The organism is Betaproteobacteria bacterium (genome assembly GCA_016713305.1).
Lineage (GTDB): Bacteria > Pseudomonadota > Gammaproteobacteria > Burkholderiales.
The window spans coordinates 26,031-40,682 of record JADJPK010000011.1 but is presented as its reverse complement, the minus strand read 5'-3'; the positions used below and the strand labels follow the sequence as shown (position 1 = coordinate 40,682).

The 14,652-nt window shown below is 66.5% G+C and carries 12 protein-coding genes and 1 pseudogene; 5 read left to right on the top strand and 8 right to left on the bottom strand.

Annotated elements, in window-relative coordinates; genetic code table 11:
• Positions 1-86: 86 nt before the first annotated feature.
• On the bottom strand, positions 87-1,130 hold the full coding sequence (locus IPK20_15525) for an ABC transporter substrate-binding protein (protein MBK8017992.1): 1,044 nt from the start codon (positions 1,128-1,130) through the stop codon (positions 87-89).
• A 522-nt stretch (positions 1,131-1,652) separates the two neighbouring features.
• Between IPK20_15525 and IPK20_15520 the strand changes: the two genes are divergently transcribed.
• The 3 genes from IPK20_15520 (at position 1,653) to IPK20_15510 (ending at position 4,474) form a co-directional block, all read left to right on the top strand.
• Positions 1,653-2,990 carry a S41 family peptidase gene (locus tag IPK20_15520; protein ID MBK8017991.1) on the top strand — a complete coding sequence of 446 codons (1,338 nt, stop codon included), beginning with the start codon at positions 1,653-1,655 and terminating at the stop codon, positions 2,988-2,990.
• Positions 2,991-3,306: 316 nt separating this feature from the next.
• Positions 3,307-3,609, top strand: coding sequence for a hypothetical protein (locus IPK20_15515; GenBank protein ID MBK8017990.1), 303 nt, complete (start codon positions 3,307-3,309; stop codon positions 3,607-3,609).
• A 157-nt stretch (positions 3,610-3,766) separates the two neighbouring features.
• Entirely contained in the window at positions 3,767-4,474 is a 708-nt protein-coding gene (locus IPK20_15510) for an SDR family NAD(P)-dependent oxidoreductase (protein ID MBK8017989.1), read from the top strand.
• Positions 4,475-4,534: 60 nt separating this feature from the next.
• Here the strand turns inward: IPK20_15510 and parC are convergent.
• From parC to IPK20_15480, 6 genes and pseudogenes are all read right to left on the bottom strand, one after another.
• Positions 4,535-6,827 (bottom strand): annotated as a pseudogene (parC, locus tag IPK20_15505) (DNA topoisomerase IV subunit A).
• A 320-nt stretch (positions 6,828-7,147) separates the two neighbouring features.
• Positions 7,148-7,675, bottom strand: a complete 528-nt coding sequence (locus tag IPK20_15500) for a DUF3859 domain-containing protein (protein MBK8017988.1) — start codon at positions 7,673-7,675, stop codon at positions 7,148-7,150.
• A complete protein-coding gene (locus IPK20_15495) occupies positions 7,675-9,666 on the bottom strand; it encodes a type IIA DNA topoisomerase subunit B (protein MBK8017987.1) in 1,992 nt (663 codons plus the stop codon). The genes IPK20_15500 and IPK20_15495 overlap by 1 nt, the downstream gene beginning before the upstream one ends.
• Positions 9,635-10,252 (bottom strand): hypothetical protein, encoded by a 618-nt coding sequence (locus IPK20_15490; protein ID MBK8017986.1) that lies wholly within the window; start codon positions 10,250-10,252, stop codon positions 9,635-9,637. Before IPK20_15490 ends, IPK20_15495 begins: the two co-directional genes overlap by 32 nt.
• Positions 10,253-10,393: 141 nt before the next feature.
• Positions 10,394-11,554 carry a TIGR03088 family PEP-CTERM/XrtA system glycosyltransferase gene (locus IPK20_15485; protein ID MBK8017985.1) on the bottom strand — a complete coding sequence of 387 codons (1,161 nt, stop codon included), beginning with the start codon at positions 11,552-11,554 and terminating at the stop codon, positions 10,394-10,396.
• Positions 11,551-13,038 (bottom strand): amidohydrolase family protein, encoded by a 1,488-nt coding sequence (locus IPK20_15480; protein ID MBK8017984.1) that lies wholly within the window; start codon positions 13,036-13,038, stop codon positions 11,551-11,553. The genes IPK20_15485 and IPK20_15480 overlap by 4 nt, the downstream gene beginning before the upstream one ends.
• Before the next feature lie 363 nt (positions 13,039-13,401).
• Between IPK20_15480 and IPK20_15475 the strand changes: the two genes are divergently transcribed.
• Together IPK20_15475 and IPK20_15470 are read left to right on the top strand one after the other, a co-directional pair.
• Positions 13,402-13,758, top strand: a complete 357-nt coding sequence (locus IPK20_15475) for a TraR/DksA C4-type zinc finger protein (GenBank protein ID MBK8017983.1) — start codon at positions 13,402-13,404, stop codon at positions 13,756-13,758.
• Between the two features lie 19 nt (positions 13,759-13,777).
• Positions 13,778-13,996 (top strand): hypothetical protein, encoded by a 219-nt coding sequence (locus tag IPK20_15470; GenBank protein MBK8017982.1) that lies wholly within the window; start codon positions 13,778-13,780, stop codon positions 13,994-13,996.
• Between the two features lie 142 nt (positions 13,997-14,138).
• On the opposite strand, the gene IPK20_15465 is transcribed toward IPK20_15470, so the two are convergent.
• On the bottom strand, positions 14,139-14,591 hold the full coding sequence (locus IPK20_15465) for an META domain-containing protein (protein ID MBK8017981.1): 453 nt from the start codon (positions 14,589-14,591) through the stop codon (positions 14,139-14,141).
• Positions 14,592-14,652 lie beyond the last annotated feature (61 nt).

Sequence of the window (14,652 nt, the reverse complement as noted above, 5' to 3'; positions counted from 1 at the left end):
GCCGCGGACGATACGCGGCGTGCTTTAGGACAGGAACGACTCTTTTCTTATTTTGTTATTTCTTTCGCAAATAATGAGAAACACCCTCAGCGCGGGCGTGCCTTCTCCACGAAGGCATTCGTGAACGTCGCACTCTCGTCCAGACCGGACGCTGCCTTGACCGAAGGATCGTGCACCGCGACCATCCGATGTGCCAAGGTCACGCCCTCGGGCGCAATCCGCCCGTCCCGCGAGTACACCGGCCGCAACCGTTCGAGCGCCGCCACGTAGGAAGCCCGGTCTCCCAGGGTGTATTCCGGCGGCACCGCCGCGACGATCTGTTCGGTCGTTGCCTGCGACAGCCAGCGCAGCGCCCGCACCATGGCGTTCGTCAGCGCCTGGACGGTATTGGGATTGTTCTGTACGAACGACTGCTTGGCATACAGCGACGCGGAGGGAATGCGTCCCCCAAACACCGTCGTGGCTCCCGATTCCGTGTAGGTCTCGTGCACCACCTTCGCGTCCCCCGAACGCTCGAGCATCACGAGCGCGGGTTCGACGGACGACAGCACGTCGATCTGGCCGCTGCGTGCCGCCCCCACCGCCGAGGCACCCGTACCTACGCCGATGATCGAGACATCCTCCGGCTTGAGCTGGGCCGACGCGAGCAGATGATTGATGATCATGTGCGTGCTGGACCCGGGAGCCGTGACGCCGATGCGCTTGCCTCGCAGATCCTTCGGTCCGGCATAAGTGTCGAACTTTCCCTTGACGAGCGACACCGCCAGGGCGGCATTGCCTTGCAGCACGAACGCCTGCAGCCTCTGTCCCTTGGCCTGCATCTGCAGCGTATGCTCGTATCCGCCCGAGGCGATGTCCGCGCTGCCGCCGATCAGTGCCTGAAGGGCCTTGGCACCGCCAGGAAAGTCGCTGATCTCCACCTGCAGTCCTTCGTCGCGGAAATAACCCAGGCGCTCGGCCAGCGTGAGCGGCAGGTAATAGAGTGTCGCCTTTCCGCCGACTGCAATGACCACCTGCGGCTTCTCGGGGGGAGCTCCCGTGGCAACGCCTGCCCACAGGAAACCTCCGAGCAGCATCGCAATGGCAGCGGAAAGGCGGCCAGCCGCGAGCACCGCTCCCCTCTTCGCCATGGCGGCAGACAGCGGCAACGTTCCCGCCTTCGCACACACACGGCTTGCAGGATCGCGCCCGATCCGCAATACAAGGCCTGCAAACATCCAGATCCGCGCCCGATCGCGCGGGAATCTTCCCTGTGCCGGCGCCGCCGGTGCGTTGAACATCGCCACGAAATCTTCCCTCCCCTGTCGTCGATGAGTCCCCATCGTCAGCCCGCAGTGGGCGGACTGTCCGCGCACCGGAGACTTGGCGCGCCAATCCTATCGATTTTTCTGCATGGGTTGAACGCGACCCGTGTCGACCTCGACGGCACGACGACGTTACGATGGACGACGACGATTGACGCTGGCGGGCATGCGGCGGAGCAAGGATACGGACGACGTGGGCGAATTCGTCCGGGGAGGCGATACGAAGCCGCTCAGGCACGATCCTGTCATGCATCGCACTCAAGTCCGCAGCGGCGATACCGTTGTTCGGAGTGAGGCTGCGATCGAGCTCTTGCGGAAAGCGGCGAACTGCATGGAGAAGCGAAAATCTTGAACGAGTCCTGTGTCGACCTTGCACGTGTGCGGACGGCCCTCCGCCGTGCCGGCATCGGAGCGCTGACCGCAGCCCTCGCGGTCGTGTTCGGTACTGCACAGGCGGCCGAAGCCACCACAACGTCCGCTGCGACGTTCATCAAGGCCGTCGAGCAGATCAAGGCACGCTATGTCGACCCGGTGGATGAGGGCAAGCTGTATGCCCATGCGTTGAGCGGCATCCTCGCGGGACTCGATCCTCATTCGAGTTTTCTCGACGCGGACGCCTATCGCGCACTGCGCGAGGAAACTCGGGGCCGATTCGGCGGATTGGGACTGGAAGTCGGACTTTCCGGAAAATTCGTCAAGGTCATACAGGTAAGAAAGGGGACGCCCGCTTACGACTCAGGCATGCAGCCGGGCGATCTCATCGCCAAGCTGGACGATACGGACGTGAGCGGCCTCACGCTCGAGCAGGCGATCGCGAAGGCACGCGGCGAGCCGGGCGTTCCCGTCCAGCTCACGGTGTTCCGGGAAGGCGACGCACAGCCGCGCGTCCTGTCGCTCATCCGCGCCGCAATCGCACCTCCCAGCGTGCGCGCGAGTTTGCTCGATCCCTCGGTTGCTTATGTCCAGATCACGCAGTTCACCGACAGGACGGTGGACGATCTCTTGTCGGCGCTCAACGACATTGCACCCCATGCGGGGCGTCCGCTCAACGCGTTGGTGCTCGATCTGCGCGACAACCCGGGTGGAGTGCTGCACGCGGCCGTGGACGTCGCGTCCGTGTTCCTGCCTGCGGATTCGCTCGTCACGTACACGGAAGGCGCGTCGAAGGCCTCGAGCATGAGCCTGCGCACGCCGGGAAACATGCTCGTCCGCACCGATGGCGTGTCGGGTGTCCGGCAACTGCCCGCCACGTACCGGACCATGCCGCTCGTCGTTCTGGTGAACGGGGGATCGGCCTCCGCCGCCGAGATTCTCGCCGGCGCGCTTCAGGATTACCGCCGCGGAACGCTCGTGGGCACCCAGACGTTCGGCAAGGGGTCCGTGCAGGTTGTCATTCCGCTGGGCGATGGAACGGCCTTGAAGCTCACCACCGCCCGTTACTACACACCTTCCGGAAGGTCCATTCAGTCCACCGGCATCACCCCCGACATCCTCGTGAATCGTTCGGGGGATGCTTCGGCCGGCGCGCGCCGCGATGTCGGCGGCGCCGGTTCTCCACGTCCGGTCCCGGGCGATTCACTGACCCCGGCAGGCAACACTCCCGAGGCTGACACCGACGCCCCGCCTGCCGATCCGGCGATCGAACGCGCACTTGAACATCTCAATCTGACCGCAGTACGCCGCTGATCCCGACCCGCGTTGCGCCGTTCAAATTCCTCTTGTTGACACGGCGCGCTTCCGGCGATCCGTCCATCTTTCCCCGCTCCGAAGTCATGCGGGCTCCGTCACGGCGCTCTGCGCGGGCGCGGAATCTGCTGTAGCGACGGCACGGACTTCGACTGTCGACCAGATGTCAATGTCATCGCATCGAGTCCCTCCGGGCGCTCCGGACGTTCCGGGCCGGCCCGTGTGAAGCATCGGGCATTCACGATCGCAACGCATCGGCCGGTTTCGCGGACAACGGGAGCGCATCGTTTCAAACTTCGCACAACGAGGTGACATCATGTTGAAAACGACTTCTCTGATCAGCGCGCTTCTTCTGGGTCTGTCTCTGGGCGGCGCGGCCGTTGCAGCAGACAACACCACGGGTACGCAGTCCGGTACACAGTCCGGCACGCAATCCGGCACGCAGCAGCCGAGCGCCCAGCCCGGCACGTCGGATCCGTCGCAGTCGTCCGGCGCGCGGGACTCCGGCTCGACCGACAACGAGGCCTATCTGGCCGCGCTCAAGAAGTGCGAATCGATGAGCGCAGGCGAGAAGACCAAGTGCGTCGACGCCGCGAAGAAGAAGTTCGGCCAGATGTAAGCCGCCAAGGGACCCGGATTTTTTCGCGAAGAATTTACCGTTCGCCGGTCCGGCCCCACCCGGACACCGCGCTCCTGTGAGGGTGGTGTCCGGTTCCGAAGTCGTTCGAAATTTTTCTTCTCGATCCCTGGCCGTTCTGCTTCCCGTGCATTCGCCGCTGAAGGAAACGTCAACGAACCCCCGGTCCGCCGCCGTCATCGTCGGCGCGGGCAACGGTCTCGGCGCATCGCTGGCCCGTCTTTTCTCCCTCGAAGGGTTGCGGGTGATCCTGATGGCTCGTGATGGAAGCGGATTGGCCCAGCTGTCGCGCGACACGGGGGCGCGGGTGCATACCGGCGAGTGTTCCGATCCTGAGGTGACGGCCTCGCTGTTCTCGCAGATCGATCAGGATGGACTGGTCCCCGAAGTGGTGGTGTTCAACGTCGGCTCGCGCCACCGCGGAGCCATCGACACGCTGGACCCCGCCAAGGTCGAGGAATCGTGGCGCACCGGGTGCTTCGGCGCATTTCTGGTGGCCCAGCAGGCAGCGCGGCGGATGATTCCCCGCAGGCGCGGCACGCTTCTTTTCACCGGCGGGACCGCCAGCGTCCGTGCGGATGCCGAGAACTCGGCAGTGGCCATGGCGAAATTCGGGTTGCGGGCGCTCGCCGCCAGCGTGGCTCGAGAGCTTTCGCCCCGTGGCATTCACGTGGCTCATGTCGTCATCGACGGCACCATCGCGAACCCCGAATACAACGGGGACCGCCGCGACGACAACGATCTCGATCCGGACGCGATCTCGCGCACCTATCTCGAACTGCATCGGCAACACCGCAGCTGCTGGACATCCGAACTCTCCGTACGCCCCTGGTCGGAGTCCTTCTGAAGCCGGGGCCTCGTCGGCGTTCGATGCCGGCGGATGCCGAAATCGAGACCGCGTGCGGGGTCAGTGACCTTCCGATGGCGGAGCGACGATGAGCTCCGCGGGTTTCAGCCTGTCCGGCAGCACGCGTCCTTTCTGGGCCCTCGCCCCCGCGTAATGGCCCATGTCCCTGGGTCGAAGCTGCACATCCTTCTCCTTGCCGCCCCTGCCGGTTCCCCGGACGATGAGTTCGGGCCGATTGAGACGGCGACGGCGACCAGCCGGTCGCCCTTGTCCAGCCCCATGAGAATGAGGCCGCGCCCTTGGCCTGGTACTTGAGCTCGCCGATGCGTACCAGCAGCAGCTTGCCGGTGTCCGCCACGCACGCGATGTAGTTGTCCTGCGCCTCGGTGTAGACGAACGGCGCCAGCGGAACCTCGCCTTCGTCCAGCGCAAGGAATTCCCGGCCTGCGCGGCGATTGGACACCATGTCGGACAAGCGGGAGAGAAAACCGCAACCGCCGCTGGAAGCAATCAGCAGCGCCGTGTCGGGTCTGCCGCCCACGCAATGGAGGATCTTGGCACCGTCCTGCCCCTCGACGAGCGACGATGCGGGGCTCCATCGCCGCGGCCCGGCGGAAGCTCCGAGGCCGCGATGCTGTAGGCGCGCCCCTTCGAATCCAGGAAGACGACCGGATCGACCGTGCGGCAGCGGACCAGCGCGCCGAGGCTGTCTCCTTCCTTGAAGGAAAGCGTCGCCGGGTCCACTTCCCATCCCTGACGTGCACGCACCCAGCCGTTGCGCGAGAAGATCACCGTGAGCGGCTCGTCGATGACCGGCGCCGCCGCGACCGCCTTCTCCGATACCTCGATCACGGTCCGCCGTGCGTCGCCGAAAGTCCTGATGTCGGCCTCGATCTCCTTGATCACGAGCTTCTCGAGTTCCTTGCGCGAACCGAGCACGCGGTCGAGGTCCTTCTGCTCCTTGCCCAGGTCCTGCAGTTCCTTCTCGATCTTGATATGCTCCAGCTTGGCGAGCTGGCGCAGCCGCATCTCGAGGATATCCTCCGCCTGCCGCTCCGTCAGCGAGAACGCCGACATCAGCTCGGTCTTCGGATCGTCCGCGTTGCGGATCACCTTGATCACGGCATCCACGTTGAGCAGGACGATCATCCGTCCCTCGAGCACGTGGATGCGGTCGAGCACCTGGTCCAGGCGGAACCGGGAACGCCGGCGCACCGTCTCGAGCCTGAATTCGGTCCACTCGCGCATGAACACGGCCAGGGACTTCCCGGTAGGACGCCCGTCCAGACCGACCATGACCATGTTGATCGAGACATTGCTCTCGAGACTCGTCTTCGCCAGCATGAGGTTGACGAACTCGGTCTCGTCCACCCGTGAAGTCTTGGGCTCCAGCACCAGGCGAACGGGATGGGTGCGGTCGGACTCGTCGCGCGCCTTGTCGAGCATGGAAAGCATCAGCTGCTTCTCCCGCTGCTGCTCCGGCGTGAGGGACTTCTTGCCCGGCTTGGTCTGCGGATTGGTGAGGGCGTCGATCTCCTCCAGCACCTTGCGCGCGGAGGTGCCCGGGGGCAGTTCCGTCACGACCAGTTGCCACTGGCCTCGCGCGAGCCGTTCGATCGTCCACCGCGCACGCGTCCGCACGGACCCGCGCCCGCTCTCGTAGGCGGCGATCATCTCCTCGCGCGGCGAGATGATCTGCGCACCGCCGGGAAAATCGGGTCCCTGGATGTGTTCCATCAGGCCGGCGGCGCCGATCCCCGGATTGCGCAACATGGCGATGGCGGCATTGCCCACTTCGACCAGGTTGTGGCTCGGGATCTCCGTCGCCATTCCCACCGCGATTCCGCTCGCGCCGTTCAGCAGCAGCACCGGCAGGCGGGCAGGCAGTACCGACGGTTCCTCGGTCGAACCGTCGTAGTTCGGGACGAAGTCGACGGTGCCCTGGTCCAGCTCCGCGAGCAGCACCTCGGCGAAGCGCGTGAGCCGAGCTTCCGTGTACCGCATGGCGGCCGGATCGTCGCCGTCGCGCGAGCCGAAGTTGCCTTCGCCATCGATCAGCGGATAGCGGAGCGTGAAGTCCTGGGCGATCCGCACCAGCGCGTCGTAGACGGATGCGTCTCCGTGGGGTGGAACTTGCCCAGCACATCCCCTACCACGCGCGCGACTTCTTGCGTGGCGTGCCGGACCGGCCGCCCATCTCCCACATCGCGTAGAGAATCCGGGCCTGCACCGGCTTCTGCCCGTCGCCCACTCGCGGCAGCGCGCGATCCTTCACCGTCGCAATGGCGTACTGGAGATACTGCAGGGACGCGTACTTGCCGATCGGCAAGGCGTCGCCGAACTCGCCACTCATCGGTGCAAAATGGGGCGGCAACCTGCCGTCGCCGGAGCCGCCTGCCGCGACGACATCGCCGGTCTTCGGCGCTTCGGGCATCACCGCAGCGGGCACATCTGCCATGTCGCCTGCGAGTGATTCGGGAGCGCTCGCGCCTTCCGTCACGACGGCAGCTTGAGGGAAATCCGCAACCGCGGTGCCCCCTTCCGTACCATCGAACAGATCGCCTTGGTCCTTGGGTCCTTCCATGGGTCAGTGTTCCTTGCCGCCTGCCGTCCCGGCAGACGTCGATTCATTTGAGAGAGGGCCGCTCGCGGAGGTCGATCTGCCGGAGAGCCTCACGGATTGCCCGCCGGGACCGCGTCGAATTCCTCGACCACGAGGTCCGCATCGGCATCGCCCACGACGAAGCGCCAACGTCCCGGCACGAGTTCGTGCGGCTGGGTGAGCACGTGGCTCTCGCACCAGATGCCCCGCCCGTTCTCGACGTTCAACATGCGCGGAACGTTCCATCCGGTGATCTCGATCCCGCTCGGCTGAACCATGAGCGGATGCCGCACGATCTCGGTAAGCATGTACTTTCCTTCCACCTCGACACCTTCGAACTGCGCGCAGAAACCGAAGCGTACGCCCAGCCGCAACGGGACCTTCTGCGTCCGCTCGAGCAACCGGTACCGTCCCACCGGCGTGCCGCGGGGCGGATCTGCGACGGGGTCGGTGGAATAGAGGCCGGACTCGATGATCCGCGCCGTCGGTGCGGCGCCGGCGCAGAACGCCGTGCCCAGGAACACCGCCGCCATCCAGAGAGCCGACCGCGTTGCGTGGCGGGTGGAAGCCGTTTTCGCCATCAGGATTCGCCTTTCCATCAGGAAATGTCCGCGTCGACGAGGTTGCCGTAGGTTTCCATCCATTCCCGGCGCTGCGACGCGTTCTCCCTCGCCATCATCATGTTGAAGATGTCCGTCGAGACGCCCAGCTGGCCGTCCTCCACGGTCACCGGCAGCATGCGGCGAGTGTCGGGATTGAGCGTGGTCTCCCACAATTGTTCCGGACTCATCTCGCCCAGCCCCTTGAAGCGGCTGACCGACCAGGCGCCCTCGCGCACGCCGTCGTCGGAGAGCTTCTCCTCCAGGCTCGCCAGTTCCTGCCGGTCGAGCGCGTAGAGCTTGCGTGCAGGCTTGTTCTTTCCCTGCGCGGGCACGTCGATCCGGAAAAGCGGCGGCTGCGCCACGAAGACGTGGCCGCCTTCGATGAGCTTGGGAAAGTGCCGGAAGAACAGGGTGAGCAGCAGCACCTGGATGTGGGAACCGTCGACGTCCGCGTCCGCGAGCACGATGATCTTGCGGTAGCGCAGACCTGACAGATCGGGCGAGTCCGTCCCCTTGTGGTGATCCACGCCGATTGCCAGTGCAATGGCCTCGATCTCCTTGTTCGCGTAGAGCGTGTCGGGGCTGTCCTGCCAGGTGTTCTTGGGCTTTCCCTTGAGCGGCAGCACCGCCTGGAATTCCTTGTCGCGCGCCTGCTTCGCGGACCCCCCCGCGGAGTCGCCTTCCACGATGAAGAGTTCGTTGCGGTCGGGATCGTCGGAGGCGCAGTCCGTCAGCTTGCCCGGCAGCACGGCCACGCCGGAACTCTTGCGGCGCTCCACCTTCTGCGCCGCGCGGGTGCGGGCCATCGCCTGGCGGATCACCAGTTCCGCGATGCGCTTGCCCTCGTCCACGTGCTGGTTGAGCCACAGTTCGAACGGATCCCTCACCATCTGCGCCACGAGCTTCACGGCGTCGCGCGAGATGAGCTCGTTCTTGACCTGCCCCTTGAACTGCGGGTCGAGCATCTTGATGGCGAGGACGAAATTCGCCCGGGACCAGACATCTTCGGGCACGACCTTGAGGCCGCGCTGACCCATCGCATGAAGATCGATGAAATTCCGGATCGCCGCGTGCACGCCCTCGCGCAGGCCGGACACGTGCGTGCCGCCGTGACGCGTGGGAATCATGTTGACGTAGGACTCCGCCGTGATCTCGCCATCGGGCGTCCAGGCGATCGCCCACATCGCGCCTTCGCCTTCCGCGAAGCTGTCGCTCTCGGATTGCGCCGTGACGTAGCGCTCTCCGAGGAACGGCACGGCGACCGGCTCGGCCCCGCTCAGCGCGCTGGAGAAGTAGCCGCGGATGCCGTCCGGGAAATGCCAGTTGGTCGACTCGAACTTGCCGGCCTTCTCCACACGCAGCGTGAAGCGCACGCCAGGCAGGAGCATGGCCTTGGCCCGCAGCAGCGCCGCCAGGTCGGCCGGCACGAATCTCGGCGAGTCGAAATACCTTGCATCAGGCCAGAAGCGGATGCGCGTACCGCTCTCGCGCGGACCGGCGTCGCCGGTGCGGCGCAACGGTTCCTTCACCTTGCCGTTGTCGCCGAAGACGATCCGCCACGCCTCCCCTTCGCGCTTGACGTCCACTTCCAGCCGCGTGGAAAGCGCGTTGCTCACGCACACGCCCACACCGTGAAGCCCCCCCGCAATGCGATAGACGGCATCCTTGTCGGTCTTGCGGAACTTGCCGCCGGAATGCAGCGTGGTGAAGATCACCTGCACGGCCGGGACCTTCTTCACCGGATGGACGTCGACGGGTATGCCGCGTCCGTCGTCCGTGACCTCCGCGGAGCCATCCTCGTGGAGCGTGACCATGACGGCCCTGGCGAATCCGGCGAGACCCTCGTCCGCCGCGTTGTCGATGATCTCGACCAGCGCGTGGTTGGGGTTGACGGGGTCCGTGTACATGCCCGGCCGATGCAGGATCGGCGCGAGGTCTTCCAGGATTTCTATGTCTTCAGCGGTGTAACCGCCGCTTTTCTTTGCCATTTTGGTATGTGTTCGAAGTGGAGGCCGCACCGCCGCCGCGCAGGGTGCGGACCTGGGAAAGCACGCCGGCCCCTGAAGTTCCCAGCCGCTTCCGCAGTTGGCGCACGGCCAGATCCCGCACGCGATCCGGACCGCTGCGAATGCCGTCCACCAGCGCGAGCAGTTCGTGCAGCACCGGATCGCGGCGCGCGGCCACCGGCACCGACTTGTAGAGCGGTTCGAGCGACAGACCGCGCAGACCGCCGTCCGGATCCGGCCACACGGTCGGGGGATCGCCTGTCGACGGCAGCGCCGAGGCGAGCGGCTCCGCAGCCGCCCCGGTGGGAATGCCCATCACCAACCCGCCCGGCCTCGCCGCCCACACATAGCGAACGCCGTGGACCAGGAATTCGTCGAGACCACGCGCATCCGGCACGCCCCACCCCTGGTCGACATGCAGCAAACCGGACTCCGCCGTCCTGCGCACGCCCGCGTGCACTTCCGAAGCCGACATCCCGAGTTCCCACGCAAGCTGGCTGTAGCTCCACGGTTCCGGCCCGCGGGCGACGATCTTCAGCAACAGCAGGACATCCTGGGGTTTGAGCAACGGACACCTCGCATCCGGCCCGGCGGGCCCAGCAGCGATTCAAGGGGGCATTGTATTCGCGATTCGCGAATGGCGCAGGCAGGAGCGCCTGGACACAGGGCAGCACACGATGGAGCTGCGCGCGGCAGCGCTTCCGGCAGCTCAGAGGCAGCGGCGATAGACGCCGCTGTAGCCTTGCATCATCGCGTCCAGACTGAACCGGGCGAGTGCCGCGTCGCGCGCTGCAGCGCCATGCGTGCGGCGCAGTTGCTCGTCCGCGAGGTAGCTTTCCAGAAGTTCCGCCAGCCGCGTTTCGTCCGTGGCCGGATACAGATGACCGAAGCGTCCCTCCTCCACCAGTTCGGGATTGCCTCCGACCCGCGTGGCGACGATGGGCAGGCCGGTGGCCATCGACTCCAGGATGGTGTTGGAGATGCCTTCGCCGAGAGAGGGGAGCACGAAGACGTCCAGGGACCGCAGAGCGTCGGCCACGCGGTCGGTGGCGCCGGGAAACCAGACCAGCGACCCGATGCCCAACGACTGCGCGAGCACGCGGAGGTCGTTCATGAGCGATCCATCTCCGACGATCATCACCCGCAGCCGGCTGCGCCAGTCCGGATGGGCCGAAAGAAGCCGCGCCGCGGCCCGCAGGAGGGAGACCTGATCCTTGACCGGGTCCATGCGTCCGACGGTTCCGATGACCATGCGTCCGTGCACATCGAAACCTTCGGGGGCGACCGGCAGCAAGGAAGGGCCCGCGGGCGAAAAGCGAGTGGTGTCCACACCGTTGTAGATCTGCGTGATGCGCTCGGGGGGAACGGCGATCCGGTCGACGAGATAGCGCTGCAGATCGCGGGAGACCGTGATGTAGTGCCCGATCAGCGGGCGATGCAGCTTGCGCAGCAGGATGTTCTTGCGGTTCTCGCCGTTCGGATCGTCGGCATCGCGCCCGTGCTCGCCGTGGACGCGATGGCGCACACCCGCGAGCATGGCGGGAAGCAGCGCGTCGAGAGCCGACATGTTGCGGGTGTGCACGATGTCCGGACGCAGGCTGCGGAACAGCCTGAACAGCGACCAGCGCATCCTTCTCACGCCCTGCGAACTGCGATTCATCGCGAACAGCCGGACGTCGCTGCGCCGGATGCGCGCGCTGAAGTCGGTGTAGTCCTCGATGCAGACGATCGCGTGCCGCCAGCCGGACTCCGGCAGGCGGTTGATGAGATTGACGAGCCCGTTCTCGAGCCCGCCCACCGAAAGCCTGTGGATCACGTGCGCGACCAGGGGACGTGGGTCTCGCGACGACTGCTCCGGCGAATCGCTCATCGCTGCGGTGCCCGGATCGCGCGCCCGCGGCGAAGGTTCTCGTTGAACCGGCCCTTGAAGACGACGGCCTCGCCTTCCACCAGCACGTACTCGATGCCTTCCGAATAGCGGTCCGGCTGCTCGTAAGTCGCGCGGTCGGCAATCCGTGCCGCGTCGAAGATCGTGATGTCGGCGTCGGCGCCCTCCCGGATGCGGCCCTTGTTCCGCATGCTGGGGACCCGGCCCTGCAACCGCCGCGCAGGCTCCAGCGTCATCTTGGCGAGCGCCTGGGGAAGAGTCAGCAGGTTTTCCTCGCGCACGTAGCGCCCGAGGATCCGCGAGAAGGTCCCTGCCGACCGCGGATGCCCCTCGCCCGGCGACACGTCGAAGCCGTCGCTCGCGATCATCGTCAGGGGGCTCGCGACGGCAGCCCGCACGACGTCCTCGGTATTGGCGTGGATCAGCACCAGGCCTCCCTGTTCGCGATAGCGCCGGAACGATTCCCGCGTGAGCCGCTCGCCCGTCTTCATCCACTGGAGCTTGGCATAGTCCGCATCGGGCCGCTCGTACCAGGTGTCGAACAGGAAGGATTCGATCCGTGTCGCCCCGGCGGTATACGGGTAGCACTCCGTCGTCACGTCCAGTCCGTGCGAACGCGCGTCCTGGATGATCTGCAGCATGCGGGACGTCGACCCCTGACCGCTGCTCTGGATGTGCGCGACGTGAACGGGCGCCCCGGTGGCAGCCGACAGGGCGATCACCTCCAGCAGACCCGCCTCCCGGTCCGCCCCGGCGCCCGCCGCGCTGGATGCGCCGCGCACGTGGACGTGCGTGAAGGCCCCGTGGCGGGCCGCGAGCCGGAAGACTTCCAGCAGTTCCCAGGAATTCGCCGCGGGCGTGTAGACGATGCCCAGCCCCACGGCGACGGCGCCTCGCCGCAGGCCCTCGTCCATGCGGCGAAGCACCTCGGCCAGATCGTCGGGCGTCAACTCCGCCTTGGCACCGGGACCGCTCGGCAGGAATTCACCGGTGTCGCCCTTCACGGCCATCCGCACCGGTATGTGCCCGACGGCAACGCCATAGTGGATGGGTTCCCGGCCTTCGCGGCTGCGATACCACTGGTCCACGTCGGCCACGCCCACTTCGAGTTCGAACGACGCGGTGACACCGTCCATGGCCTGATAGCGGTGCGACTCGGGCTTGACCCCGTGCCAGTGCAGATCGATGAAACCCGGCGCCACCACGAGCCCCGATGCGTCGATGGTGCGCCTGCCGAGCAGGGGGTTCTCGCTCACGGCACGGATGACACCGCCCTGAATGCCGACGTGCCGCACGGCGTCCAGTCCGGATTCAGGGTCGATCACCCGGCCGTGCTCGATCACCAGATCGAAGACCTCCGCGCGAAGCGGGAAAGCCGCCAGCACCGTGCAGGCGAACAGCGCGGCCGCACCGAAACGAACGAGAACTCTGCTCAACAAAGGGGAACTCCTCACATGGCCCTGCATCCGTGCGATCGCACCCGCGGCCGCGCGCATTGCGACGTTCGTGACAAGGGGCGGCAGGCGACCGGGCGCGCTGCTGCGATCAACGCGCCGCAGCGCCGGCGCACGCCTGCATAATGGCCGTCAGGGAAGGCCCGATCAATGCCAGCGGAACCGGCCCCCCGTGAACGCAGTCAGCATACCGATGCGCGCTCGCGACGAGCAAGAGCCGCGCCTTCATTGACGCAGATCAGTTCGGCCCCGCCACAGACGGACGAACATGTTTTCGGAGAAGGGGCCGACGGCATTCCGCCCGCCGGACCGGTCCGGCCCCGGCACATCACGAGGATCGCAACATGACCACACTCACCACCCCCGAAGACGGAACTGGAGAAGGCCCTCGCGGCACAACGACGGCAACTCGTAACGGAGATCCGCACAGGATTGCAGGAGAGCGGCGACCAGAGCATCGCTGAGCTCGCCGGACGGGTGCACGACGCCGCCGACGAGGCGGTTGCGGACGTGCTGGCCGACGTGAGCGCGGCCCGCCTGGACCGCGAGATCAACGAACTGCGTGCCACGGAATCGGCCCTGACCCGGTTGGCCGATGGGACATACGGCGACTGCACCGACTGCGGAAGCGCCATCGCCTTCGCCCGCCTGATGGCGTACCCCACGGCCGACCGGTGCGTCGCCTGTCAGACGCGGCAGGAACAGAACCACGGCAAACCCCCGCGCCTGTGAGCCTGTGCCGGGAGCGGACGTGAGGGACGATCTTCTGATAGCCAGCCGTGCGGTCGAGCACGGCTTCGAATTCCATTTCTCCGCGGGCGCCTCGCCGGACCGGTCGCTGTGCGGCATGCCGGTCGAGCCCACGCAGATTCCTGCGCACTTCTTCGGCGTGGACGGCGCCCTCGAGGGGCGGTGGTGTCAGCGGTGCGAAGCCCTGGGACGAAAGCCGGCGACGCTGCGCGAGCTCTGACGCGCGCACCCGCACCGGTTCTTCCCCGGGCCGTCGGGCCTGGACAGAGCGCTCGTTCGTGCCTGGGGGCAGCCCGCGAAATCGCCTCGGCCTGAAATTCCGGCGCCGGGGTTCGATCGCTCGAGCTGCGGGCGGCGGTCGTTCAGGACTTGGGGACGTCCTGCGCGAACCTCAGGACGTCACCTGCGCCCGGCAACTCCAGGAACAGCATTCCATCGCGGATGTACCACGACCGCGCATTCCGGACCGAATCCGCGAAGCGACTGCCCAGGGACCCGACCGCGCACGTGGTCCGGGTATAGCTCACCGGACCGACGGACAGGTTCGCCCCCTCCGCGCTCCATGCACCGAGTCCACGGTTGCAGTCGGCGCGCACGAGGATGCGGTGGTGCTCCTGGAACTCGACGGAATACCGGTCCGGCCGCGGTATGGCGACGGCCGTGCCGCCCAGCATGGCCGACTGAAGCTGCCACCGGGTGTTCTCGAGTGTCGCGTACGGAAGGCTGCCGCCGTCCCTGGCCGTCGCGCGTTCCATCGCCTTCTGCCACCACGCGCAACCGGTCAGGGAAAGCGACAGCGAGAGCACGAGGGGCATCCCGGAGCGCCGAAGCAGCCGCGCGACCATTCCGGCGACAGGTGTGACGCGCGCCAGGGGC